A 23,619-nucleotide genomic window follows, 5' to 3' on the forward strand; every position below is an offset into this window, starting at 1 on the left:
CAGTTGGCACCTACCAGCGGGGGAGACGTCGTGGACATCGAGGTACTCGGCACACTCGCCGTACGGCTCGACGGGGTGTCCATCACGCCGACGGCACCCAAGCCGCGCCAGGTGCTCGCCCTGCTGGCGCTGCGCGCCGGTCAGGTCGTCCCGGTGGGGGTCCTGGCCGAGGAGCTGTGGGGGGCCAAGCCCCCGCGCAGCGCCCGCGCCACCCTGCAGACCTACATCCTGCAGCTGCGCGAACTCATCTCCGCCGCCCTGGAGGGTGGCGCCGGGGACGGCACCGGACAGCGCTGCCAGGCCAAGGACGTGCTGCTGACCGTACCCGGCGGCTATCTGCTCAAGGGCGGCGACGGCAGCAGTGACGTACGGGAGTTCGAACGTCTCGCCGGCTCGGGGTACCGGGCCATGGACGCCGAGGACTACCCCCAGGCCGCCCGTCTGCTGCGCGAGGCGCTCGATCTGTGGTCCGGCCCCGCGCTGGCCGATGTCCACACCGGCCCCCATCTGCGGACCGAGGCCAAGCGGCTGGAGGAGAGCCGGCTGTGCGCGCTGGACCAGCGCGTCGAGGCGGACCTGCGGCTCGGCCGACACCGTGAACTGCTCGCCGAACTGACCGTGCTGGTCAACCAGTACCCCACACACGAGAGCCTGTGCGGTCAGTACATGCTCGCGCTGTACCGCTCCGGCCGCCGCGGCGAGGCGCTCGACGCCTACCAGCGGCTGCGCGCCACCCTGGTGCGCGCCATGGGCCTCGAACCGTCCCCCGCGCTCGGCAAGCTGCAGCGCTCCATCCTGATGTCCGGCCCCGACACCCTGCCGGCCCGCCCCGCGACGAACGCGTCCGTGGTCCCCGTGGGCTGACACCACGCCACTTCGCACCCTCTCCAACAGGAATCGAGCACCGCTCAGGCCCGGCCGTGCAGCGTTGACCCCATCTGGAGGAGGGGGTCGCGCATGTCGTCGCAGCGAGTGCACTCCGCCCAGCACACCGTCTCGGTCGTGGCGCCCGCCGGTGTCGTCTACGGCCTGCTCGCCGACACCCCGCGCTGGCCGGTCCTGCTGCCCCCCTTCGTCCATGTCGAACGCATCGACTTCGACGGTGCCGAGGAGAGCCTGCGGCTGTGGTACCTGCGGCACGGCCAGGTGTGTTCCGCGCTCGCCCGCCGCGTGCTGCGGCCCGGGGAGCGCCGTATCGAGTTCGAACTGCAGGATGCCCTGCTGCCGGGTGCGCCGACGTCCGGCATCTGGAGCGTGGCACCCGACGGCGCCGACCGGTGCCTGCTGACGCTGCGCCATGAACGCCCGGCCGGGCCCTGGGAGTTGCCCGAGGCGCTCGAGACGGACGTACGGGCCGAACTCGTCGCGGTGCGTGAGGCGGCCGAGCGCTGGGACCGGCTGGACGAACTGCTGCTGTCCTTCGAGGACGACGTGTACGTCAACGGCTCCCCGGAACTCGTCTACGACTTCCTCTACCGCGTCGAGGACTGGGTCGACCTGGTTCCCCACGTCGAGTCGGCCGAGGTCACCGAGGACCAGCCGGGTGTGCAGGCGACGGTCCTGCGCGCCTGTGCCCCGGAGACGGGACAGACGCTGGTCTCGGAGGCCGTACGGCTGTGCTTCCCGGCCGCCGGACGGATCGTCCACAAGGAGACCGCGACGCCCGACCCCGTCGCCGCACAGTACGGAGAGTGGTACCTGGAACCCGATGCGACCGGGGTGCGGGTCGTCTCCGTCCACCACGTGATGCTCCGCGAGAGCGCGGTGGAGACCGTCCTGGGCGAAGGCGCTCTTCTCGTGGATGCCCGCCGGTACGTGCGCGAGTGGCTGGGCCGGTCGAGCACGGAGGTCCTGAGCCTGGCGCGGTGGCACGCCGAAAGCGCCGTACGCCGACTGCGATGAGCCCGACGGGGAACGACCGTACGGCGACCGCTACCACGACGACGAGGAGATCGGCGATGGCCCTGACCCGGCCCGCCCCGCATGCCGGGCGGCCCCTGACGACCCCGACCTCCTCACCCCCCGCGGACGAACAGGCCGGCGCGGCGCGGTGTGCGGCGCGCCTCGAGGCGCTGCTCGGCGACCCCCGGGACCCCGGCAACCCCTACGGCCGGTCCGCCCTGTGGGCCGCCGGGCACGACGGTCTGCCCGCTCCGCCCGCCGGTCTGCCCGGTGCCGGGGAGGTGCCGGCCGCCGATCAACTCGCCCGCGCCCTGCGCCCGCTCTTCCGCCGGGATCTCGCCCTGGCCCATGCCTGGAGCATCCGACCGCTGCTGGGCACACCGGTGCCGCACCCGGCAGCCGCGCTGCTCGGGCCGGCGGCTCTCCTCGCGTCGGCAGGTGGCGTCCTGCGCGGCGTGGCCCGCATCGTGGACGGCCTGAGCAGGTACGAAGCCGCTGCCCGGCAGTGGCGGCCGATCCTGGCCTCGGGCTTCGCGGACCTGCTGGCCTGCGAGAGCCTGACGGCCGTGGCCCTGCGGTCCTGCTCCTGGCCGGGCCCGGACGCGGACGGCCCGGGGACGTCGGAGCAGGGGGCCGGGGAGTCGCTCGCCGCCGTCGTGGGGTACCTCGTGCCCGAACTGGTCGGTGAGCTGCTGGGCGATCTCGAACTGGTGCTGAACGAGTGCGGTTTCGACGCCGGCACCGTCGAACGGCGCACGCTGGCCAGGGTTGTGCGGGACCGGGCGTTCGCCCGGGCCGACTGGCCGGCCGCCAGTGCCGCTCAGACCCGCATCGTGCAGGGGCTGAGCGCGGCGGGCGGCTCGCGGCCGGACGACGGCAGACAGCTCGCGGTGCTGTTCCGGATCACCGAGGCGGCCTCCGCCGTGGCGCCGGGCGCCGACTGCCCGTGGGCCGTCGCGGCCACGCTGGCCGGTGCCACCGCCCGGCTGGCCGGTGCCGACGATGCCGACACCGCGGCGCTCGCCCGGATCGGCCGCAGGCTGGTCACCGAGCAGCGGGCGCTGCGGGTCGCCTGCGCGGCCACCACCGTGCACGACCCCGCCGACCCGGCGGCGCGCGCCCTGGCGAACCGTCAGGCCCTGCTGGTGCTGGCCGCCGCCACACTGGGCGTGCGGGAAGCGGCGGCCGGGGCGCGGTTGCCCTTCCTCGGCGGAGCCGGCTGGGCGCTGCTGGCCCTCGGGCGGATCACCGAGCGGCTCGGACAGCCCCTGCCCGACCGCACCCCCGACCCGCAGCCGGGCGTGTGGGACGAGCTGGCCCGGCGCGCGTCGGACGGCGTGGACTGCGACCTCCATGCGACGAGGCTGCTGTGGTGAGCGGAAGGAGCGCGGCGCACGGCCGCACACCGGTGCCGCCGTTCCCGCCGCCCTGCCATGTTCCCGGGCCGGACGGGCCGTGGGAGGAGGTCCAGGAGCGGATCGAGCGGACGGGCAGGGCGGTGGTGCACACCACGTGGGGCCAGTGGCTGACACCTGCCCTGCTCGATCCCGGGCTGCGCACGCTGCTCGGCCGTGACTGGCCCCGCTACCGGCAGCATCCCGCCCCGGCCGGCCGGCTGAGCCTCGCCGTCTCCCGGGTGGTTCTCAAGCACACGGCCGCCGCGGCTCTCCAGGTCCCCGCCGAACGGCTCGACCTCGCCTATCTGCCGGGCGGGCGGCCCGTGCTGCGCGGGCTCGGCGCGGATCTGCAGGTGAGCCTCAGCCACACCGACGAGCTGATCGTGGTCGGCGTCAGCCGTGCCGGGCCGGTCGGCGTGGACGCCGAGCCCGCCGGGCGCCGGATCTCCTTCGAGGCGCTGCGCGACCACGTGTGCACCGCCGAGGAGGCCGAACTGCTCGCGGCCCTGCCCGAGGAGGAGCGCACCGAGGGGTTCCTGCGCCTGTGGACGCTGAAGGAGGCGTACACCAAGGCGCTCGGGCACGGCATGCGGCGCCGGTTCTCGGCGTTCGGCTTCGGGCGGGACGCGGCGGGAACCGTCCGGCTCACCGGGGACACGGCCGGGGAGTGGGCCTTTGCCACCCATCTCGTCGAGGAGCGCTTCCTGGTGAGCGAGGCCCACCGGCAGGACGCCGCGCCGGCGGCGCCGGGCGGGGCCCGGGCCCCGTCATCCGCGGACGAACCGGGGCGGCCGCCCTCGGCGGAGCCGCCGCACGGCGCCCGGGTCATCGGCTTTCCGGGGCGGCAAAGCCCCGGGCAGCGATGAGCGGACGCGTCGGGCGGGGCTGGCCGGCCCTGCCCGAACGCGCTGTGCAGAAACGATTCGAAAAGGAGGTCGGGGTGTCGGACACGGCTGCTGCGGCAGAGGTGTCCGGCACGCCGGGGAGCGGATGAGGAGTCATCACTCGCACGGGGGCGCCGTCCTCGCCGTGGTGCACGAGCCGCTCGGCACCCAGGCCTGGTCGCCGCTCGTCTTCGAGCTGTGCGGACTGGGCCGCGCGGATGCCGAGGCGGTCGCCGCGCGCGTCGCCGAGCGCCATCGGGCGTACGACGTCGAACTGGACGACGTACCGGACGCCGCGCGCTCCGGTCGGTATCTCCTGCGGCTCGCCCCCCGCGGCCCGGGCGAACCCGGCGGGCCGCTCACCGACGACCTGCTGGCCGACCTGCTGGCGCCGCTCGCGGCGGGCACCATCCCCGTGACCGGGCATCAGCGGGCACTGCTCGCGGCGGCGGTCGGCGATCAGGGCGGCCCCGGCCGGCACGTGGAGCAGATCTTCTGGGACTGGACGGGGCCGCTGGACCTCAGCCGGTTCATCACCGCCTGGCAGTCCGTCGCCGAGCGGGAGGCGGTGCTGCGGGCTTCCTTCGACTGGACCGGCGCCGCCCGCCTGGTGCTCCACGACCGCGCGGTCGTGGAGGTCGTACGCCATGTGCAGGCCGACGTCGGCTGGAGCGAACTGCTCCGGCAGGACCGCGCCCGCGGCTTCGAGCTGTACCGGCCGGGTCTGCTGCGCGTCTCCCTGCTCGACGGGCCGTCGGACACGTCCGGCCCCGGGCGGTCGCCCACCCGGCTGCTGGTGACGTATCACCGGGCTCTGCTCGACGAGCGCGGCGCGCGTCTGCTGGTGCGGCAGTTCTACCGTTCCTACCTCGCCGGCGGCGTGCTGCCCGGCGGTGACCGGCGGCCCGACATCCGGGACCACGCCCAGTGGCTGACCCGCCAGGAGCCGGCCGGGGCCCGGGAGTTCTGGGCGGCGGCCGCACCGCCTGCCGGCGCAGCCGTCAGCCCGGGCCGCCCCGGCGGGCCACCGCGGCACACCGAGGGGCCGGGCCGGATCCAGCGCAGGCTCAGGCCGCCCCAGACCTCCCGGCTGCGCTCCTGGGCCGCGGGCCGGGGGGCGGGGGAGAGCAGCGCCCTGCACGTGGTGTGGGCCCTGTTGCTGTACCGGGCGGCCGGGGCCGACGGCCCGCTGCCGGTGGCCTTCGGCGTGCACCTGTCCGGGCGGGACATGTCACTGCGGGCCGCGGCCGACGTACCCGGACTGCTGGGCAACCCGCTGCCGATGACGGTCACCGTGGACCCCGCCGCGCCGCTGGTGGACCTGCTGCTGCAGGTACGGGACGCCGCGCTCGACCTCAGCCCCTACGCCTGGGTCTGCGCCGACCAGATCCGGGAGTGGAGCGGGCGCGCCCCCGGAGCCGACCTCACCGAGACCACCGTCCGCTTCGACAGCCACCCCGAACTGCCCGAGAACCTGCGGGCCGAACTGGCGGCGCAGGGCATCCGGGTGGGCGTGCCGCAGAGCGCCGGTGGTGACACGACCCTGCCGGTCACGCTCGTCGCCCACTACGACGCCGAGGGCGCCCTCGTGCTGACCGCCCTGTACGACCGGGCCAGGTTCACCGACACCGACGCCTCCGGCACCCTCTCGCAGTGCCTGCGACTGCTGCGCAGTCTGCCCGAGCACCCGGACGAGGGGTTCACCGTCGGCGACGCCCTGCGGTTGCTGAGCATCTCCGAGGTGCCCCGAGTGACACCGTCCGAACCCGGCGGCACCGGGCTCGCGCTCACGGTGCTGCGGGCCGGGGACCCCGAGGCGGACGTCGTGTGCCTGGTCACCGTCCCCGGCGTCACACCGGGTGTGTACGACGCGCTCATGCGCGAGCACGAGGGGCCGGAGCGCATCGTGTCGCTCAGTGTGACGGGCCGGCCGGTACCACCCGATCCCCTGCGGGAACTGCTCGGTGACGGGCGGCGGCTGACCCTGTGCGGTGCCGGTCCGGCCGGTCGGGTCGCCCATGAGATCGCCCGGCGTACGGCGGAGCGGACGGGCGAGGCTCCGGCCGTGGTGATGACCGGGGTCGGCGGTGCGGCCGAGAGCGCGGAGGCGTTGTCCCGGGCCCTGCGGGCGGTGCGGGCGCGCAGCGCCTGACCGGTGGCGTCGCCGCATGTTCGAGCGGGCCGAGAGCACCCCTTGAGTGCCATGACCGACGGTGGCCGAAAAGGGGAGGCGGCATGGGCGACACGGACCGCGGGGAACCCGCTCTGCGCGTCGAGCGCGGCACGGCGACCGAGGAGGAACTGGCCGCCCTGACCGTCGTACTGCTGGCCCTGCGCGGCCGTCGACCGGCCGAGGACGCACAGCCGCGGCCGGTCGACGGCCCGCGCTGGTGGTGGCGGCCGGGGGGCTACCGGGGATCGCGCAGCTGGCATTGAACCTCTTGGTCTGTTTACTGGTAGCTCCTAAAGGGTTAGTGGTCTGTTCTCTCCCGACGATTTCTCCCCTTTTGGGGGGCACGTATCAGCCTGAGGTCGGGCATGCGGGTCGCCAAGCTGGCCTGTAGCTTGATGAGTTGGCTGGTGGGCGACCGTCTTCGAGGCTTGCTGCACTTCCGCTTGAAGATCAAAAAAACAGGGTGAGCGGTCTCGTATTGACATACCGTACGTGCTGTTTTTAAATCGTGGAGTGCCAGCGGCACACATGACTAGGGGAGACGGCGTGGACATCGACGTACTGGGTGCACTGGACGTGAGGGAGAACGGGGTGTCCGTCGCCCCGACGGCGCCGAAGCCACGCCAGGTGCTGGCGCTGCTGGCGCTGCACGCCGACCGGGTGGTGCCGGTCGCCTCGCTCGTCGAGGAACTGTGGTCGGGCCGGCCGCCGCGCAGCGCGCGCACCACCTTGCAGACCTATGTGCTGCAACTGCGCGAACTCATCTCGGCGGCGCTGGCCCACGGCACCGGACAGCAGCCCGCTGCCGAGCGGGAACGCCGTACCGCCAAGGACGTGCTGCTCACCCTGCCGGGCGGATACCTGCTCTCCTCCGGCGGCGGTGCCAGTGACGTCCGGGAGTTCGAGCGGCTGGCGGGACTGGGCTACCGGGCCATGGACGCCGGTGACTTCGCGGGTGCCTCACGCACCCTCGCCTCCGCCCTGGACCTGTGGTCGGGATCCGCCTTCGCGGACGTGCAGACCGGGGTCCAGCTCGCCATGGAGGCCAAGCGCCTCGAGGAGAGCCGGCTGTGCGCACTCGACCAGCGCATCGAGGCCGACCTGCGACTCGGCCGGCATCGCGAAGTACTCGCCGAGCTCACCGTACTGACGAGCCGGTACCGCACCCATGAGAACCTGCACGCCCAGTTCATGATCGCGCTGCACCGCTCGGGGCGGCGGGGCGAGGCGCTCGACGTCTACCGGCAACTGCGCACCACCCTCGGGCGCGACCTGGGCCTGGAACCGTCACCGCGGCTGCGCCGGCTCCAGCACTCGATCCTGATGGCCGCGCCCGAGACCGCAATGGGCCCCGCGGCACCGGCCCGCGCTGCCCGAGCCGCGCAGGTCCCGCACGCCGGACCCCTGACACCGACCCACTGACCCTCCGGAGCGAGGGGCCGATCCTTGGAGGCATCCACCATGACCAGTGAGCCGACGGCACTTTCCGATGGCCACGGAGACATCCTTGCCGAGCTCACGGCCGTGCTGGCCGGTGTCGTAGACGTCGACCCCGACCGGATCGACCCCGAACAGCCCTTCCCCGTCCTCGGCCTGGACTCCCTGCTTACCGTCGAGTTCGTCGCGGCCGTCGCCCGGAGCTTCGGCGTCCGGATCACCGGCGCGGCACTCTACGAACACCCCACGCCGGCGCTGCTCGCCCGTCACCTGACAGCCCTCCGCCGTGGTGCCGGCGACGCACCCGCTGTCCAGGGCTCCGGTGCCTCGGCCGAGGTGCTGCAGGTGTTGCGCCAGCAGCTCGCGCGGATCCTGCACTGCGACCCGTGGGAGATCGACGGCGGTGCCGCCTTCGCGGAGCTGGGCATCGACTCCATCCTGGCGGCCGACTTCGTCGCCGGCGTCAACCGGGCCTACGGCCTGAACGAACGCCCCGTCACCGTCCACGAGCACCCCAGCCTCGCCGCCATGGCCGCCTACGTCGCCTCCCGCACCGGCGGCACGGTGACCCCCGCGGCGCCGGACGCCGGCAGCGGCGCGCCGGCCGGAGCGGGGGCGAGGCAGGAGCCGCCGGCCACCGCGCCCGCGAAGCGGCCCCCGCTGTCCCAGGAGGAGTTGGTGGCGCTCCTGGACGCGGTACGCGGCGACCGGATCGGCGTCGGCGAGGCCGCCGCACTCCTGGCGGACCGTTCCGCCTGAACCAGGGGCACCACCCAACCGGCAGCTCCCGGCCTGCTTCGGCCCCGGCGGCCCCGAGCCGCGACGTGGTGCCGTCCGCAGCGGGACGGCGAACCGAGACGGACGAAACGACACCATGACCATCACCGCACCGGAGTCCCTCAGCGCCGGGGCCGCACCGCACCACGAGACGGTGCCCCCGGTGAAGCTGTGGCTGTGCCCCAACGACGCCCTGCCGCCCGCCGTCGCCCAGATCCTGGCCTCGCACTGGCTCGACGAGCGTGAACACACGACCGCGGCCCGCTTTCTGTTCGAACGCGACCGCCGGCAGTACCTCGTCGCCCACACCCTGGTCCGCCGGGCGCTGGCGCTGGAGGCCGGCCTCGCCGAGGCGGAGCTGGTCATCTGGCGTTCCTCGCGCGGGCGTCCCTTCCTGCAGCCGCTGCCCGGCGGCCTGCCGAGAGGCGGCGACCACCTGGACTTCAACCTCTCCCACGCGGGCGGCTACAGCCTGCTCGGGATCGTCCGCAGGCAACGCATCGGCGTCGACGTCGAGGGCCTGGGCCGGGAGGCGGGGGCCCTGGAGACCATCCTGACCACCTTCGCCCCCGAGGAACAGCGGTGGGTGGCCGGTGCGCCCCCGGGACGGCAGCGGGACCGCCGGGTGCTCAGGCTGTGGACCCTGAAGGAGGCCTACTCCAAGGCCCGTGGACTGGGGCTCGGGCTGCCCTTCGACGAGTTCTCCTTCTCCCTGGCCGACGACCGGGGGGTGCTCGCCTTCCGGCCGCCCGCGGACGACGTGGCCGGGCGCTGGCGGTTCCTGGAACTGGAGCCGGTGCCCGAGGTGCTGGCGGCGGTGGCCGTACCCGCGGACGAACCCTCCGTCACGCACCTGGAGTTGCACATCGGATTCCCCTGGGACCGGGCCGCCCCGCAAACCGTCACCCTGCCCGAGCCCGTGGACGCGCCGCACGACCAGGAGTTGCCCCGAAAAGACCGGGAATCCGCCGTGCTATTGACGTCGGGCGGAAATCCCTAACCGGAACCCAGAGTTCAATTCCAGCATTGGTACATGTGTTCTTTGGTGCGGCAACGGCCCTGTGCAACACCCCACTTGGAGTGCCGCTAGAGGGCCGCTACAGAAAAACGCTTGGGGGGCACGGACACGGCTAGCGTGCGTAGCGGCGGAGATTTCTGGCCACCAAAAGGAACTGGACAAGGAACTCGACGAAGTGGGGAGGACACCATGAAGATTCAGGTTCTGGGTCCGTTGAGTGCCGAGGTCAACGGGGGATCAATCGTTCCGACGGCCGGTAAGCCGCGGCAGGTTCTGTCGCTGCTGGCACTCTATCCGGGGCGGGTCATGCCCGTTCCCACGCTCATGGAAGAACTCTGGGGAACCGAACCTCCGGCGAGCGCGCTGACGACCCTGCAGACATACATACTTCAACTGCGCAGGCGGCTCGGTACGGCCATGGGCCCGGGCGTGCCGACCGGGGCCAAGGACATTCTCGCCACGCGGCACGGCGGATATCTGCTGCAGATCGACAGAAGCTGTGTCGACGTGCACCAGTACGAGGAACTGGTCCGGCAGGGGCAGGCGGCGTTCGAGGAGGGGGACGACGAGGTGTCCGCGGCGCGGTTCCGCGCGGCACTCGACCTGTGGACCGGCGCACCCCTGGTCGATGTGAAACTCGGGCCGGTCCTCGACATCGAGGTGATGCGGCTGCAGGAGAGCAGGCTGGTCACCGTGGAGCGGCGCATCGACGCCGATCTGCGGCTCGGCCGCCACTCGGAGCTGATCGCGGAGCTGACCGAACTGACCGCCCGCCATCCGCACCACGAGGGACTGCACTCGCAGGTCATGGTGGCGCTGTACCGGTCGGGCCGGCAGGCCACCGCGCTGGAGGTCTACCGCCGGCTGCGCATGCGGCTCATCGACGAACTGGGCGTGGAGCCCTCGCCGCAGTTGCAGCGCATGCACCAGGCCATGCTGTCCGTCGATCCGCAGCTGGACGTGCTGGCGGGGCCCCGCCACTCCTCGACGTTCGACCTGTTCGCGGCGTGACGGACGGCCCGTGCAGGGCCACGGATCCGGGAGCCTGCGGTACACCTCGCGGAACGCGGCACCCGCGAGGCCAGGGTTCGGCTCGCAGCACGTTGCACCCGCTCTCCACCCCCTCTCCAGCAGCGGTGGGCATGGTGTCCGCGACAGCTGTGCGGGATGACGAACCATGAGGAAGGACCCCTCGTCATGGTGTCTGCGCTGACCGAGCCCCTCAGCGGGGTACTGCACGAACTCCTCACCGCTCGCAGCCTGCGCGAGCGCAACAAGGAACTCGTCCTCGCGCTGGTCGCGGCGGGCAACCGGGGCGAGGTCAACCAGCTCACCCGGCACTGGGCCGGTCTCGCCGGCACGGGCGGGCGGGCGCTGCCCAAGGAACTGGGGCTGACGGCCGAGAGCGTCCTCGCCGACGGCGACGCCGTCGTGCTGAGGGCGACAGCGCGCGCCGGACGGGCGGTCTGGTCGCTGGTCGCGGAACTCGGCTTCGACTCGGCCGGACGGGTCGCTCACTACCACGACATGCTGGTGCCCCGGGCGGCGGCGAGCTGACCGGCACGCGCTCGGCGGCAACTCTTCGTTGATTCTTCGGCGATTCTTCGCAACGCTTCGCTTCGGCACAGCAGTTGAGCGTGCCCAGCCCCGCCCTCGGACGGCGTAGGCCACGGCCGGCCCCGACCCGGGGCCGGGCTGTTACGGCGTAACGGCGGAGTGGTCCGGCGGCCGGGGCAGGGCTATTACGGCGTAATAGCGGGTGCGCTCCGGTCGGCCCTGGAGGGCCGGTCCCCCGTGGCCGACGCGGACGGGGGCACGGCCGTGCCTTTCCCCTCCGGACCGGCGGTCGGGCCGGTCGTGGTGCGGCTGCCAGGTGGCGGACCGGAAGCTGCCGCGCGCCGAGTTCCGGCGGACCGTGCTGTTCGCCCACCCTCCCCGGCGACCACCGCGACCCGCGCCCCGTCGTGCTGTCGCCGCAGCCGGAACGGCGCCGCCTGTGCGCCGAACGAGCCCTGCGCACAGCCGGCTTCGACCGGCTCCCGGCCCCTCGCCGCTCGGCGGGAAAGCGTGCCTGCGGCTGGAGCCGCCGGGTGCAGGAGCGGCACGCGGGCGCCGCTGACGCACGGGCGGGCGCCCTGCACGGCGCGCGAGGGCCGGCCAGGCGAACGAGGGCCGGCCACGGCGGACGAGCGCAGGTCGGGCATGGTTCGCGGGTCGCTGGAGAAAACGGACGGACGGGACACCACAGGGCTAGCGTGAGGAGGCTGAGCGGGAGGGGACGGCCATGGGAGAGCGCCACATCGGCCGGCCCGTGCCGCCGCCGGGACCGAAGCCGTATGCCCGCGGGACGTCCAGGCCGGCGGTGTGCGCGGCGCGGTTCCGCGGGGCGTCTTGGGCACGCGCGGTGCGGCCTTCCGTTCCGCAGCGGTCGTCCCGTTGTCCTGGGGAAGGGGGAGGCGATGAACGACGTCCGGCCTGTCGGCGTGTGTGCGGTGATCGACCCCGAGCGGGGTGCCCACGGCACCCTGGAACTGCACGGGCCACTGGAGACCGCCTGCTTCCACCGGGCCCTGCACCGCATCGCGGAGATCCGTCCGGGCGTCCGGCACCCGGAGCCCCGGCTGCTGCGACACGGCCCGGACCTGCACACGGTCGAACTCCCCGGCGGCACCGCAGCGCCGGCGCCCTATCCCGTCGGTCTGCTCGCCGACCTGCTCACCGCTGCCCCCGAACCGGGTCACGACGGCCGGCCGGGCGCCGGGCCCCTCGCGGGACCGGCCGGCCTGCCCTGTGGGACGCTGCCGCGCACCGAACCGGTCACCCCCCTGCAGCAGCAGCGCCTCGCCGAGGCCCTGGCCTGGCCCGACCACCAGGTCGAACAGGTCGTCTGGCGCTGGTACGGCCCCCTCGACACCGCCCGCTTCGAGGCGGCCTGGCGTGCCGTCGGCGCGCATGAGAGCGTGCTGCGCACCGGCTTCATCTGGGACCCGCGGCCGCGTGCCGTCGTCTTCGACCGCGGCCCCCTGGACGTCGTACGCCACCGTCACGGCACGGTGATCCGGCGCGCCGTGCTGCTCGCCCGCGAGCGGGCCCGCCTCTTCGACCTGCGCCGCCCCGGACCGCTGCGGGTGGCGCTGCTGGAGAGCGGCCCCGCGGACGCGGCGGCGCCCTTCACCGACGTACTGCTCACCTACCACCGTGCCCTGCTCGACGGCTGGAGCGTCCGGCTGCTGATGCGCGAGTGCTGCCGTGCCTACCTCGCCGACGGGGTGCTGCCCGGCGGCGAACGCCGTCCCGACCTGGGCGACTGCGCCCGCTGGTACGGCGCCCGGGACCTCGCCCCGGCCGACGACTTCTGGCGCCGGCCCGCCCACCGGCCGGCCGCTTCGACGCCGACCCTGCCCGTCCCGGCCCCGCCCGCCGGCAGCGGCGGCACCGGTGTGCACCGCACCGCCCTGTCCCCGGCCGAGAGCGCACACCTGGCCCGCTGGGCGGCCCACTGGGGCGTCGCGGAGAGCAGCGTGCTGCAGGCGGTGTGGGCGATGCTGCTGTACCGCGCGTCCGGCGCCGCGCCCCGGCCCGCCGTCGTCGGCTTCGGCCTGGACTTTCCGGGCCGCGGACTGCTCCTGGAGGGCATCGAGGGCATCCCCGGCCCGTTCGAGAACGCCCTGCCCGTCACGGTCGCCGTCGACGCCGGGCTGGGTCTGCCCGGACTGCTGCGCGAACTGCGCGACCGGGTCCTGGACATGGCCGCGTACGAAGGGATCGCCGCCGGGGCGCCGGACCCCGGCCACGGCGGCGGGCCACGGGCCGGCGGCCTGCTCGCCTTCGACTGCGGTCCGCGTCCCGAGGAGGGTTACGGCGACACGCTCGCCGCGCACGGAATCCACCTGGAGGAACAGGAGGCCGCCGGATCGCCCGCCGGGTACGCCCTGCGGCTGCGCGCCGGCCACGACGCCCGCCGCGCTCTCACGCTCACCTGTGTGTACGACCGTGGCCTCGTCGACGACGGGGCCGCCCGGACGCTGCTGGCGCACACCGTGCGACTGCTGCGCCTGCTGCCGGACGCCGCGACCGAGGCAACCACCGTCGGTGACGTGCTGGCCCGGCTGCCGGACGCCGTGACGCCCCGGGTACCGGACGGTCCCGCCGCCCCGGACACGGCGCCGCTGGCGTCGCTGCGCGGTGCTACGGCACCCACGGCGGCAACCGTGTGTCTGGTCGACGTGCCGGGCGCGCCGCGCACCGGGCACTGGGAGCTGGTACGGCACTACCACGGGCCGGAGGCGCTCACCTCGCTCCGGCTCACCGCCGGCGAGGACACCGACCCGGCCGTCGCCCTGGGCCGGCTGGCGCGCTCGCCCGGCCGGCTCGTGCTCGGCGGGTACTCCGGCTCCGGCGCCCTCGCCTGTGAACTGGCCCGGCACGTCACGGGGCCCGGGACACGCACCCCCCTGGTCGTGGTCGGCGGCGCCGGCGACGATCCGGACGGCCCCCGGGGCCTGGCGAGGGCCCTGCAACGAGCCAGCGCGCCACCTGCCCGGTCCTGAGGCGCCGGACTCGCGCCGGCCGGGACCGCGGTGAGGGTGCCCGGGCGTCGGTGTGTGCATCTCGCCCGGCCCCGGCCGGGAGAGCACGTCAAGGCCAGTCGATGTCGTCGTCGGAGGGTGTACCGCGCACCGGTCCCGGTCGTCCCGCGCGGCCCTCCCGGGCAGCGTGGCGGGCAGGAACCGGCTGCTTCATGTACGACTCCCTGGACACGGACGGGACCAGCTCCCGTGACATGGGGGCGGGCTGGTGCGCAGGCACCGCCACCGACGCTTGAGATGCTGCTCGTAAATGCTGGAGAACCGCTTGAGGAACGCATGAGAGCCTCGTGAGGTTCGCACGAGGTCCAGGGCACGGCCCCTGGCAAAACATTGCCCGGCTCTTGCCCGGCCCCTACGCTCGTGGCGGCTTCCGGTGGTCGCCCGTCCCGCCGCGGCCACCCCCCACTCGTCCGTCCCCAGGGAATGGTCACATGCTGCAGCAGCCCGCTTTCGGCAGTCGTCTGAGGAGACTGCGCCAGTCCCGTGGACTGTCCCAGACCGCGCTGGCGGGTGACGGCATGTCCACCGGATACCTCTCCCGGCTGGAGTCCGGCGCCCGCCAGCCCACCGAGCGGGCCGTCGCCTACCTCGCCGAACGGCTCGGCCTGGACGTGGCGGACTTCGAGGAGCCCGCGGGCGGTTCGCTCGCCAACGCCCTGTCGCTGGTCGCCTCCACCGGCTCCGACGCGGCCATGGAGACGCTCCGCGAGGCCCTGGCGGCCGAGGGACACGAGGCGCCGGTGCTGCGCTGGCAGGCACTGTGGCAACTGGCCGGGCAGCGGCGGCTCCAGGGCGACCACCTCGGCGAACGGGAGTACCTGGAGGAGCTGGTGCAGCTCGGCGACGGGGTCGGGCTGACCGCGCTGCGGGTGCGCGGACTGACCCGGCTGGCCCGCTGCATGCGCTCGCTCGGTGACATCAACGACGCTCTCGACGCCGCGATGACCGCCCACCACCTCGCCCGGGAGGACGACCTGGACGTGGAGGACCGCGCCGCGGTGCTGCTGGCCCTGGTCTCGGTGGAGGGCGAGGCGGGCCGCACGCCGGACGCCCGGGCCCACGCCGACGAGTTGGTCGAGCTGGTCGCGGGCCGGTCGGACGCGCTGTGGGCCGAGGCGATGTGGACCGCGGGGGTGGTCCGTGTCCGGCAGGGCGATCACGCCGCGGCGCAGGTCTACCTGGAGGAGGCCCTGGAGAAGTTCGACAGCAGGGAGGACCTGGTGCTGTGGCTCAGGCTCAGGCTCACGGCCGGCCGGCTGCACCTGGAGAAGCTGCCGCCGGACCCCGAGGCCGCCGAGCGGTGCGTCACGGCAGCCGAGTCGGCGCTCGCGTTCGTGGGCACGCCCGGACTGCGCCAACAGCTGCTCGCGCTCAAGGCCGACCTGGCCTTCGTCACCGCCCGGTACGACGATGCCCGTGCCCTGCTCGGCGAACTCGCCCAGGCCGAGCCCCGGATGACCTACCGGGAGCGGGTGCAGATGGACATCCTGCGCCACCAGCTGGGCATCCGCTCCGGCGACGACAGCGGTATCCAGGGCCTGCGCGCCCTCGCCGAGCAGGCCCAGGCCGACGCCAACATCGACCTGGCCGCGCAGATCTGGCGCATCCTCGCCGAGTCCCTGGCCCAGTCCGCCACGCAACGGGGCACCGCCGTGTGACCTCCGGCTCCGCTGCCGACGACCGTTGCGGGCCCGCCGGCGTGCGGCGCTTCGCACCACTCGCCGGCGCCGAACAGGACGCCGGCGCCCGCCGGTTCGGGGCTGTACGGGCCCGAACCAGACCCGCTGCCACGGTCCTGGCCGGTGGAGCATGCGAGGCGCGCCGCGGTTCGAGGACGTCGCCGGGCGCGACGGTCGGCCGCGCGGCGCGCCCGCCGGTTCGGCCGCCGGCCTAGAACGGCTCGCCCAGGTGGTCGTTGATGTGGTCGAGGCAGAACTCGTACAGATCCTCGGTGTGGGTCTCGTACCAGCCCTCGGGCACGGCGGCCGTCGCCGGCCACAGCGCCCGGTGGCCGGTCGCGTCGGCCAGCACCACGAAGGTGGCGAACTCGTCGGCGAACGGGTCGTCGTGGGCCGGGCCGTCCAGCACCCGCAGGTTGCCGTCCTCGTCCAGGCGGGCGGCGCGGCCGGTGCGCCACATGCGGGCGGTGGTGCCGTCCGGGCCGCCGAAGGGGTCGGGCAGGAACCGTCCGCCGCTGGCGCCGGGCGCCCCGACGTAGCCCTGCGCCACGCCCGCGCCCGCGATGTACAGGGAACCGGTCCGGCCCGGGGCCACCGGGCGCAGCAGCGAGTCCAGGAGGTAGGCCCGGTGGCCGGGGGCGGGCCGGGCCGGGGCGCCGGGCACGTGCTCGACGACGAGCCTGCCCTCGGCCCAGCCACCGCTCACGGTCAGTTCGGCGCCCTCGGTCCGGGCCAGCGACACCAGGGCGCACAGCACGTCGTCGGCGCCGCCCAGCACCACCCGGGCCCCCTGCCGGCGCAGCCAGCCCAGCACCTCGTGCGGCACGTCCCGGGTGACCGAGCCGTCCGGGACATGCACGCGGGCGCCGCAGACCAGCGCGCTCAGCAGCCCGATCGCCGCGTCCCCGTCCGGGTAGCCGCGCACCAGCCAGGCCGCGTCGGCCGGTGCGGCCGGCGTCGCCGCGGTGACGGCCTCGCCGCCCACCGCCACGGTGCCGTCCTCGCCGGGCAGCAGCAGCACCGGGTCGTCGCTGCGCAGCGGCCGGGTCCGGTCGGCCTCCGTCACCGGCCAGTGCCCGGCCGGCGGCAGCCGGTCGGCGGCGTCCTCGCGGACCAGCCGGGCCGCACCGGGCACGGCCGGCAGCAGCAGGTCCGCGGTCTCGTCGAGCAACAGCACCGCGGGGCGCAGCGACTCGGCGAGGTCCAGCGAAGGGTCGACCGGCAGCAGCGCGGCTCCCGTCTTCGCCACGGCGATCGCGGCCACCGCGAACCCGGCCGGTGAGGACAGGGCGGTGAGCACACAGGTGCCCGGACCGGCCCGGTGCTCGATGAGAGCGTGCGCCAACAGGTCGGAGCGCGCGTCGAGTTCGGCGTAGTCCAGGCCGTCCAGTGCGAGCGTTCCCGGGGTCCGCGCCACCTGCGCCGCGAACAGCGAGGCCACGTCCTGCTCCGCGAGCTGCACGTCCGCACCCGCCCACACCCCGCTACCGGCGGCCGGGCCGGGCAGCAGCCGCAGCCGGCTGAGCGGGGTCGCGGGCGCCTCGAGGACCGACCGCAGTACGGCGTTGAGCTGACCGGTGAGGGAGGCGGCGGCCGTCTCGCCGACCGTCTCGTGGCGGAAGGCGGCGGACACGGTGATGCCGGCCGGGGCACCCGAGGGACCCTGCCGCTCGGTCAGCGTCAGCCCCAGGTCCGTGGCCGGGACCGGCAGGGTGTGGTGCTCGGCCTCCACGGACAGTCCGGCCGCCTCGAACCGGCCCGCGCACTCCTGGAGCACGGTCAGCGCGATCCCGCCGGGCAGCGCCGCCAGCGCGGCCTCGCCGTCCCGGTAGGCGGCCAGGTCCCGCTCGCGGACCCGGCGCAACAGCTCGGTGAAGGCCGGGTCGCCGGAGGTGTCCACGGTCAGGGCCAGGACCCGGCCGTAGGGGCCGACGGCCTCGCGCAGCGCGGCGGTGTCCCGGGCCGGGACGGCGGTGGCCACGGTGACCGGGCCGGTCGCGCCGAGCCGGTTCAGCAGGGCGGCCAGCGCGGCGTGCACCACCATGAACAGGGTGGTGCCGTGCTCGGCGGCCAACCGGGTGAGCCGGCCGTGCAGTTCCGCGTCCAGCTCGGTCTCCAGGGTGCCGTAGGAGGTGCCGCCGGCCTGCTGGGCGCTGCCCGGCAGCGGGGTGGGCGGCAGGTCGCCGAAGACCGCGCGGGGCGCCGCGTCCAGTCCGGCGGGGGAGCGGTGCGGGGTGTCCCCGGTGGCCCGCGCGCCGTAGGCCCGGGCGAGTTCGGCGGCCAGCGGCAGGTGGGACCACGGGTCGACCGCGTCGGCGGGCAGGGCGAGTTCCAGCAGGTGGTCGTCGGCGGCCAGCGCGCGCAGCCGGGTACCGGCCGAGCCGAGCCGGGAGTTGCGCAGCGCCTCGTGACGCCGGCCGAGGTCCACCAGGGCCGCCTCCAGGGCGCGGGTGTCCAGCGCGCCGCGCAGCCGCAGCGAGAACTCCGCGCTGCAGCCTGCCGTACCGCCCGGCCCCGTCACCGCGGCGGGGGCGTCGCCGACGAGTGCGGCGAACGCGGCCGGGGTCGGCGCGTCGGACAACGCCCGGCTGCCCGGGTCCGCGCCCAGGGTCTCGCGGACCCGGGACAGCAGCCGGGCCGCTGCCGGTGAGTGGCCGCCGCTGCGGAAGAAGTCGGTCTCGGCGTGCACCATGTGCCGCGGCAGGCCCAGCACCTCGGCGAACAGGTCACGCACGATCTCCTGGACCGGCGTGCCGGGCTGGGTGCCCGGGCGGTCGGCGGTGCGGGCGGGCGCGGGCAGGGCCTCGCGGTCCGCCTCGCCGTCGGCGTTCATCAGCAGGGCCTCCGGGCTCGTCGGCGCGGACGGGGTCATGTGGTCCGGCAGCCGCTCCTGCAGGCGGTCGCGCAGGGCGACCTCCCGGTCGACGGTGCGGTCGCCGGCGGTCGGGGTGTTGGCGCAGCTCTCGGCCTCGGTGACGGGTGCCGCGTACACGCCGGTCAGCGCGCCCGCGCCGACCTGCCCGGGGTCGACGACGACGATGTCGAGGAGGTCCGGGCTCTCGCCCCAGGTGGGCAGCGCCCGGTAGCCCAGGCGCTCGACGGTCTCGCACAGCGTCTCCGGGTCGGGGGCGGGCGCGTCCTGCGGCGCGAGGTCGATGCTCTCCAGGGGGTCGAAGAGGGACTGCGTGGCCGTGTACTCGTCGTGCACCCGGCGGTTGGGCACCCCGGCCAGGCGGAGCACGGCGGGGCGCGCGGTCGTCAGGCGGTGTTCGACCCCGGGGATGCCGGCGACGTCCCCGTCCCAGCGCAGGACGGGCGCGGTGGTGAGGTCGGCGACCGGCTCGGCGGTGGAGAGCACCGCGTCGTAGCGGTAGCGGGTCAGCTCGTTGTGGTGCCGGCCCCGCTTGGCGCGTACGTCGACCGCGCGCACGGCGGGCAGGTCCCGGGCGAGCGCGTCGAACAGGGCGGGGGAGAGCAGCAGTTCGGCCTCCGTGGCGACCTGCTGGTCGATCGTGCGGCGCAGCGCCTCCCGGTCGCCCTGGGCTGCGCCCGGTCGGGCGAGCGCGATGCCGGTCTGGAAGCAGTGGGCGAGGTCGAGGTTGCGCAGGTCGCCGAGGAACAGTGAGCCGCCAGGGGCGAGCAGCGGCAGCGCTCGCTCGATGACGGTGCGCAGACGGGCGAGGCTCGGGAAGTACTGGATCACCGAGTTGACGACGATCGTGTCGAAGTGGCCGACGGGCAGTCCGCTCGTGTCCTCGGCGCCCCGGCAGTCGAGCCGGACCTTCTCCTTCAGGACCGGGTCGGCCTCCGTCCGCCTGGTGAGCGCGGCGACGACGGCGGGGGAGAAGCCGGTGGCCCAGTACTCGTGGACCTCCTCGTCGTGGGCGAGGTGGGCCATCAGCAGCCCGGTGCCCGCACCGATCTCCAGGACCCGGCGGCGCGGCAGCTCGCGGATCCGGTCGAGGGTGGCGTTCCGCCACTCCCGCAGGTGCTCCAGCGGGATCGGCAGGGCGTCGTAACTGCTGTTCCAGCCGGCGAGGCCGGCACCGAAACCGGCGGCGTCGTCGTGGAGCACCTCGTCCATCTCCTTCCACTCGGTCATCTGCGCGTCCTCCTCGGCGGCCGCCGGGGCAGGGTCGGCCGGTACCAGGCCGCCGGTGCGGTACAGCGGGCCGTCGGTGCCGGTGAAGCGGTCCTCGCCGAACCCGCCGGGGGCGACCGGCGTGTCGTCGGCGTCCACGACCACGGCCGTGGTGATGCCGATCGGCCGGCCGGCCGGGATCGTGCGGTCGCCCTCGGCGGGTTCGGCGACCTCGTGCCAGGTGGTGAACGTCGTCGTCCCGGCCGCTCCGTGGACGTGCAGCAGCCGCCCGGGGGCGCCGGCCGCGAAGACCTCGCGCACCCGGCGCGGGTCGCAGGGCTCGCCGCCGAACAGGACGGTGCGCAGCGGCGCGAAGGCGGCGGGCCGTTCCCGGGCGACCAGGCTGAACTGAGCGGTCGTCAGGAGGATCACGGAGATGCCGTGGGTGCGGACGGCGTCCTGGAAGCGGCCCGGGTCGGTGAGGGTGTCCGCGCCGAGGCCGACCAGCCGGGCGCCGGCGGTGAGCGCCGTCCACACCTCGAAGGTGACCGCATCGAAGGCGGGGCCGGCGGCCTGGGCCACCGCGTCGGCGGGGGTCAGCCGCAGGTGGTCGGTGGAGCGTACGAGGTCCAGCACCGCGCGGTGCGGTACGACGACGCCCTCGGGGATGCCGGTGGTGCCGGGGGTGTAGCGGACGGAGAAGGCGTCGTCCGGGCCGGTGGTCTGCTCGGGCAGGGCGTCGGAGCGCCGGGCGATCTCGGCGGCCTCGGCGTCCAGGGCGACGACCATCGTGTCCAGGCCCGCGTAGTCCACGTCGCCCGCGCCCTCGGCGAGGACCGCGGCGGCCGCGCTGTCGCGCACGATCAGCCGGCGCCGTTCGGCCGGGGCGGCGGGGTCGACCGGGACGTAGGCGGCGCCGGCCCGGACGATCCCGAGGAAGGCGGTCACCATCTCGGGGCCGGGCCGCAGCGAGGTCACCACCCGGTCGCCGTGGCCGATGCCGCGGGCCCGCAGGTGGGCGGCGAGGCGGTTGGCCGCGCGGCTCAGCTCGCGGTAGGTGAGGTGAGCGCCGCGGCCGTCGGCGTGCTGGGGGTAGTGGACCGCGATCGCGTCGGGGCCCTCCTGGACCTGCTGCTCGATGAGGCCGGAGATGGACATCAGCACCCGCTCCTTACGACAGCGCCTTCCGGCTTGGCAAAACCTTGCCTGAATGCTGGCAACGACGGCCTGAGGAGGCGTCTCGGGACGGTCGAGCGGTAGTGGAGTCGCAGGTGGCGAGGCCGGGATTGTTGCCAGGCCCAGGGGTACGGGTTGCCAAGTGCGCCACCTGGCGGGCTTGCCACCGCATGCGAAAGGGGCGCGGGGCGGTCAGCCGCGCAGGGGCGCGGCCCCGGGCAACGGCCCCTCCGCACCGAGCCGTCGGGCGGGGTTCCGGGCGGCCCGCAGGGTGGCGGCTGCCTGCGAGGGACGGGGTCGCCGGCGGGCAGGGCGTGCCGTACGGGATGGCGTCGGTGGCGTGGGGACGGAGATGAGACCACCCCGGAAATGCCGAAGCCCCCGCTGCGGCACGGCGGCCGGCGGGGGCGTCACGGGAAGCGGGCGTCGCTGCCCGGGGTGCGGATCAGACGGAGGCGACCTTCGGCCAGTCGACGTTGGGGGTGGTGGCGGAGGCGGTGATGGCGGTGGCGGGGGCGGTGGGCCAGTCGACGTTGGGGGTGGTGGCGGAGGCGGTGATGGCGGTGGCGGGAGCGGTCGGCCAGTCGACGCTGGGGGTTGCGGCGGAGGCGCTCGCGGCGGCCGGCCAGTCGACGGTGGGCTGGGCGGAGGCGACACCGGCGGTGGAGAAGGCGGTGGCGGCGATGGCGGCGGCGACGGTGGCGATCCGGGCGATGCGGTTCATGGCGGGCTCCTCGGTGTCAATTCCGTGTTCGTTGCTTGGCAACCTCTTGCCAAGAAGATTGGCAAGCAAGCCTTGTGAATCGCTGGGGAATGGGTGGATTTCTGCTCAAGGTTGCCACCAGAAGTGCCCCAAGAGAGCGGACAACGCGGCGTAGTTGCCACATGAGAGCACCTTTGAGCTGGGAAAACGTGGCTTCTTGGCAGAACTCGAGACGCTCTGGCAACGCTTGGCAATTCCTGGTGAAGGGAGCCGGGAATGACGGAGTTCCTTGCCTGCGGACCCTCAACTAGAGCCCTGCCTGAGCCGATGTTGCCCGATGTTGCCAACTCCCCGCCCATGGAGGCAAGGTATTGCCAAGCACTAGGCAATATATTTCCTCAGTCACGGGGGGAGGCCCCGGCAATGAACGCGATGTCCGACGGCGAAGGAAGGGTCCACCTGAACTCGGCCGGTCTTGGCCGCATGTCCGCCGCCGTACTGGAGACCCTCACCGAATGGACGCGCTTCGAGGACCGGTACGGGCCGTACGAGCTGGAGGAACACCTCGACGACGTCCTGCACCGGGAGATCCACGAGCGACTGGCCGCCCTGCTCGGCGCGCCGTCCGGCGACACCGTTCTGTGCACCGGGGCCGCCGACGCGTTCGCCGCCGTCCTGTCCCGGCTCCCGCTCGGCCCGCGCGACCGTGTCTGGACGACCCCCTACGAGTCGGCTGCCAACCTCACCGCCCTCTTCGCCCTGCGCACCCGCACCCGTTGCCGGCTGGAGGTCGTACCGCTGCGCCCGGACGGGGACCTGGATCTGGAATGGATGGCACAGCACATCGGCGACGACGTCGCCCTCGTCTGCGTCCCCTACGTTCCCTCGAGCTGCGGCATCGTCAACCCCGTCGAGGACGTGGGCCGCATCCTCGCCCCGCACCGGAGTCTGTACGCCGTCGACGCCTCGTACGCCGTGGGGCAACTCCCCGTGGACGTCGCCCGCATCGGCTGCCACCTGCTCACCGGTGACGGCTGGCGCTTCCTGCGCGGCCCGCAGTCCGTCGGGTTCGCCTACACGGCACCGCAGTTGGGCCAGGCCCTGGCCCCGCACGGCGGCCTTCCGCTCGTGCCGCCGCACGGCGCCGCCGTCGCCGCGCTGAACGCGGCCCTGGCCCTGCACGCGCCCGCGCCCGCACCTGCGCCCGAAGACCTCGGTTCCCGCTTGCGCGCCGCCGTGGAGAACACGTCCGGCACCGAACTGATCGCCCCGGGCCGGGCCCAGTCCGGCATCGTCACCTTTCAGCACGAGGAACTGCCGGCCGCACTGGTGCGCCGCCGCCTCGCGGACCGCGGAGTCGTCGTATGGAAGACGGTCGCCCAGGAGACCCCGCTCTACCTGCCCGGGCGCGGTGTCGTCACGGCCGTACGCGCCTCCGTCCACCCCGACAACCGCGCCGAGGACATCGAGCTGTTCGCCGACGCCCTCCGGGACGCCGTGGCCGAGGGACTCCCGCGGCCCGCCCGCGTCCCGCGTCCGCTGTTCACCGCACCGGCGTTGCGCGCCGTGCCGTCCACGCCGCCGGTGCTGGCCGTGGTCGGATCCAGCGCCGGTGAGCGTCCTGGCGACGGCATCTGAGCACCTGGGCAGACGCGAGTGCCCCTCTAACGGCCGTCACTAGCCTCGTGCTCAGGTGTCCGCACTATCCGGTGCCACCGCGAGACTCGTCACGGACCGACAGGAGCCGACCTACGTATGTCTGTGGAAACGACCGGGCTGCCCGAGACGGGCACAGCACCCGCG

Annotated in this window: 16 protein-coding genes; 14 read left to right on the forward strand and 2 right to left on the reverse strand. The window is 74.4% G+C overall.

The window, feature by feature from the left end; translation table 11 throughout:
• Positions 1-30 precede the first annotated feature (30 nt).
• From LMU33_RS38350 to LMU33_RS38410, 13 genes are all read left to right on the forward strand, one after another.
• The gene (locus tag LMU33_RS38350; RefSeq protein WP_228626313.1) at positions 31-864 is read left to right on the forward strand and encodes an AfsR/SARP family transcriptional regulator; all 834 of its coding nucleotides are present in this window, start codon (positions 31-33) and stop codon (positions 862-864) included.
• A gap of 93 nt (positions 865-957) precedes the next feature.
• Positions 958-1,902 carry an SRPBCC family protein gene (locus LMU33_RS38355; protein ID WP_228626316.1) on the forward strand — a complete coding sequence of 315 codons (945 nt, stop codon included), beginning with the start codon at positions 958-960 and terminating at the stop codon, positions 1,900-1,902.
• A 56-nt stretch (positions 1,903-1,958) separates the two neighbouring features.
• Positions 1,959-3,278: a hypothetical protein gene (locus LMU33_RS38360; protein WP_228626319.1), complete on the forward strand. Its 1,320-nt coding sequence runs from the start codon at positions 1,959-1,961 to the stop codon at positions 3,276-3,278.
• The gene (locus LMU33_RS41800) at positions 3,275-4,165 is read left to right on the forward strand and encodes a 4'-phosphopantetheinyl transferase superfamily protein (RefSeq protein ID WP_228626322.1); all 891 of its coding nucleotides are present in this window, start codon (positions 3,275-3,277) and stop codon (positions 4,163-4,165) included. Before LMU33_RS38360 ends, LMU33_RS41800 begins: the two co-directional genes overlap by 4 nt.
• Positions 4,166-4,289: 124 nt before the next feature.
• A complete protein-coding gene (locus LMU33_RS38370) occupies positions 4,290-6,335 on the forward strand; it encodes a condensation domain-containing protein (RefSeq protein ID WP_228626325.1) in 2,046 nt (681 codons plus the stop codon).
• An 83-nt stretch (positions 6,336-6,418) separates the two neighbouring features.
• On the forward strand, positions 6,419-6,619 hold the full coding sequence (locus LMU33_RS38375) for an acyl-CoA carboxylase subunit epsilon (protein WP_228626328.1): 201 nt from the start codon (positions 6,419-6,421) through the stop codon (positions 6,617-6,619).
• 283 nt (positions 6,620-6,902) lie between these two features.
• Positions 6,903-7,778, forward strand: a complete 876-nt coding sequence (locus LMU33_RS38380) for an AfsR/SARP family transcriptional regulator (protein WP_228626331.1) — start codon at positions 6,903-6,905, stop codon at positions 7,776-7,778.
• 39 nt (positions 7,779-7,817) lie between these two features.
• Positions 7,818-8,552, forward strand: a complete 735-nt coding sequence (locus tag LMU33_RS38385; RefSeq protein ID WP_228626333.1) for a phosphopantetheine-binding protein — start codon at positions 7,818-7,820, stop codon at positions 8,550-8,552.
• A 115-nt stretch (positions 8,553-8,667) separates the two neighbouring features.
• Positions 8,668-9,570 (forward strand): 4'-phosphopantetheinyl transferase family protein, encoded by a 903-nt coding sequence (locus LMU33_RS38390; protein ID WP_228626336.1) that lies wholly within the window; start codon positions 8,668-8,670, stop codon positions 9,568-9,570.
• 207 nt (positions 9,571-9,777) lie between these two features.
• Positions 9,778-10,599 (forward strand): AfsR/SARP family transcriptional regulator, encoded by an 822-nt coding sequence (locus tag LMU33_RS38395; RefSeq protein ID WP_228626339.1) that lies wholly within the window; start codon positions 9,778-9,780, stop codon positions 10,597-10,599.
• 186 nt (positions 10,600-10,785) lie between these two features.
• Positions 10,786-11,145 (forward strand): hypothetical protein, encoded by a 360-nt coding sequence (locus LMU33_RS38400; RefSeq protein WP_228626342.1) that lies wholly within the window; start codon positions 10,786-10,788, stop codon positions 11,143-11,145.
• A gap of 902 nt (positions 11,146-12,047) precedes the next feature.
• Positions 12,048-14,138 carry a condensation domain-containing protein gene (locus LMU33_RS38405; RefSeq protein ID WP_228626345.1) on the forward strand — a complete coding sequence of 697 codons (2,091 nt, stop codon included), beginning with the start codon at positions 12,048-12,050 and terminating at the stop codon, positions 14,136-14,138.
• A gap of 470 nt (positions 14,139-14,608) precedes the next feature.
• A complete protein-coding gene (locus tag LMU33_RS38410) occupies positions 14,609-15,835 on the forward strand; it encodes a helix-turn-helix domain-containing protein (RefSeq protein WP_228626347.1) in 1,227 nt (408 codons plus the stop codon).
• Positions 15,836-16,067: 232 nt separating this feature from the next.
• On the opposite strand, the gene LMU33_RS38415 is transcribed toward LMU33_RS38410, so the two are convergent.
• Positions 16,068-21,095 carry an AMP-binding protein gene (locus tag LMU33_RS38415; protein WP_228626350.1) on the reverse strand — a complete coding sequence of 1,676 codons (5,028 nt, stop codon included), beginning with the start codon at positions 21,093-21,095 and terminating at the stop codon, positions 16,068-16,070.
• Between the two features lie 463 nt (positions 21,096-21,558).
• Positions 21,559-21,837 (reverse strand): hypothetical protein, encoded by a 279-nt coding sequence (locus LMU33_RS38420; protein ID WP_228626353.1) that lies wholly within the window; start codon positions 21,835-21,837, stop codon positions 21,559-21,561.
• A gap of 402 nt (positions 21,838-22,239) precedes the next feature.
• Here LMU33_RS38420 and LMU33_RS38425 point away from each other — a divergent pair, with 402 nt between their 5' ends.
• Positions 22,240-23,454 (forward strand): aminotransferase class V-fold PLP-dependent enzyme, encoded by a 1,215-nt coding sequence (locus LMU33_RS38425; RefSeq protein WP_228626355.1) that lies wholly within the window; start codon positions 22,240-22,242, stop codon positions 23,452-23,454.
• The last annotated feature ends 165 nt before the right edge of the window (positions 23,455-23,619 follow it).

The organism is Streptomyces barringtoniae (assembly GCF_020819595.1).
Classification (GTDB): domain Bacteria; phylum Actinomycetota; class Actinomycetes; order Streptomycetales; family Streptomycetaceae; genus Streptomyces; species Streptomyces barringtoniae.

What these genes read in the sequence shown, in the direction of transcription:
- LMU33_RS38355 (WP_228626316.1), top strand. Translation starts at nt 958, where the DNA reads ATGTCGTCGCAGCGAGTGCACTCCGCCCAGCACACCGTCTCGGTCGTG.
- LMU33_RS38360 (WP_228626319.1), top strand. Translation starts at nt 1,959, where the DNA reads ATGGCCCTGACCCGGCCCGCCCCGCATGCCGGGCGGCCCCTGACGACC.
- LMU33_RS38370 (WP_228626325.1), top strand. Translation starts at nt 4,290, where the DNA reads ATGAGGAGTCATCACTCGCACGGGGGCGCCGTCCTCGCCGTGGTGCAC.
- LMU33_RS38375 (WP_228626328.1), top strand. Translation starts at nt 6,419, where the DNA reads ATGGGCGACACGGACCGCGGGGAACCCGCTCTGCGCGTCGAGCGCGGC.
- LMU33_RS38385 (WP_228626333.1), top strand. Translation starts at nt 7,818, where the DNA reads ATGACCAGTGAGCCGACGGCACTTTCCGATGGCCACGGAGACATCCTT.
- LMU33_RS38390 (WP_228626336.1), top strand. Translation starts at nt 8,668, where the DNA reads ATGACCATCACCGCACCGGAGTCCCTCAGCGCCGGGGCCGCACCGCAC.
- LMU33_RS38395 (WP_228626339.1), top strand. Translation starts at nt 9,778, where the DNA reads ATGAAGATTCAGGTTCTGGGTCCGTTGAGTGCCGAGGTCAACGGGGGA.
- LMU33_RS38400 (WP_228626342.1), top strand. Translation starts at nt 10,786, where the DNA reads ATGGTGTCTGCGCTGACCGAGCCCCTCAGCGGGGTACTGCACGAACTC.
- LMU33_RS38405 (WP_228626345.1), top strand. Translation starts at nt 12,048, where the DNA reads ATGAACGACGTCCGGCCTGTCGGCGTGTGTGCGGTGATCGACCCCGAG.
- LMU33_RS38410 (WP_228626347.1), top strand. Translation starts at nt 14,609, where the DNA reads ATGCTGCAGCAGCCCGCTTTCGGCAGTCGTCTGAGGAGACTGCGCCAG.
- LMU33_RS38415 (WP_228626350.1), bottom strand. Translation starts at nt 21,095, where the DNA reads ATGTCCATCTCCGGCCTCATCGAGCAGCAGGTCCAGGAGGGCCCCGAC.
- LMU33_RS38420 (WP_228626353.1), bottom strand. Translation starts at nt 21,837, where the DNA reads ATGAACCGCATCGCCCGGATCGCCACCGTCGCCGCCGCCATCGCCGCC.
- LMU33_RS38425 (WP_228626355.1), top strand. Translation starts at nt 22,240, where the DNA reads ATGAACGCGATGTCCGACGGCGAAGGAAGGGTCCACCTGAACTCGGCC.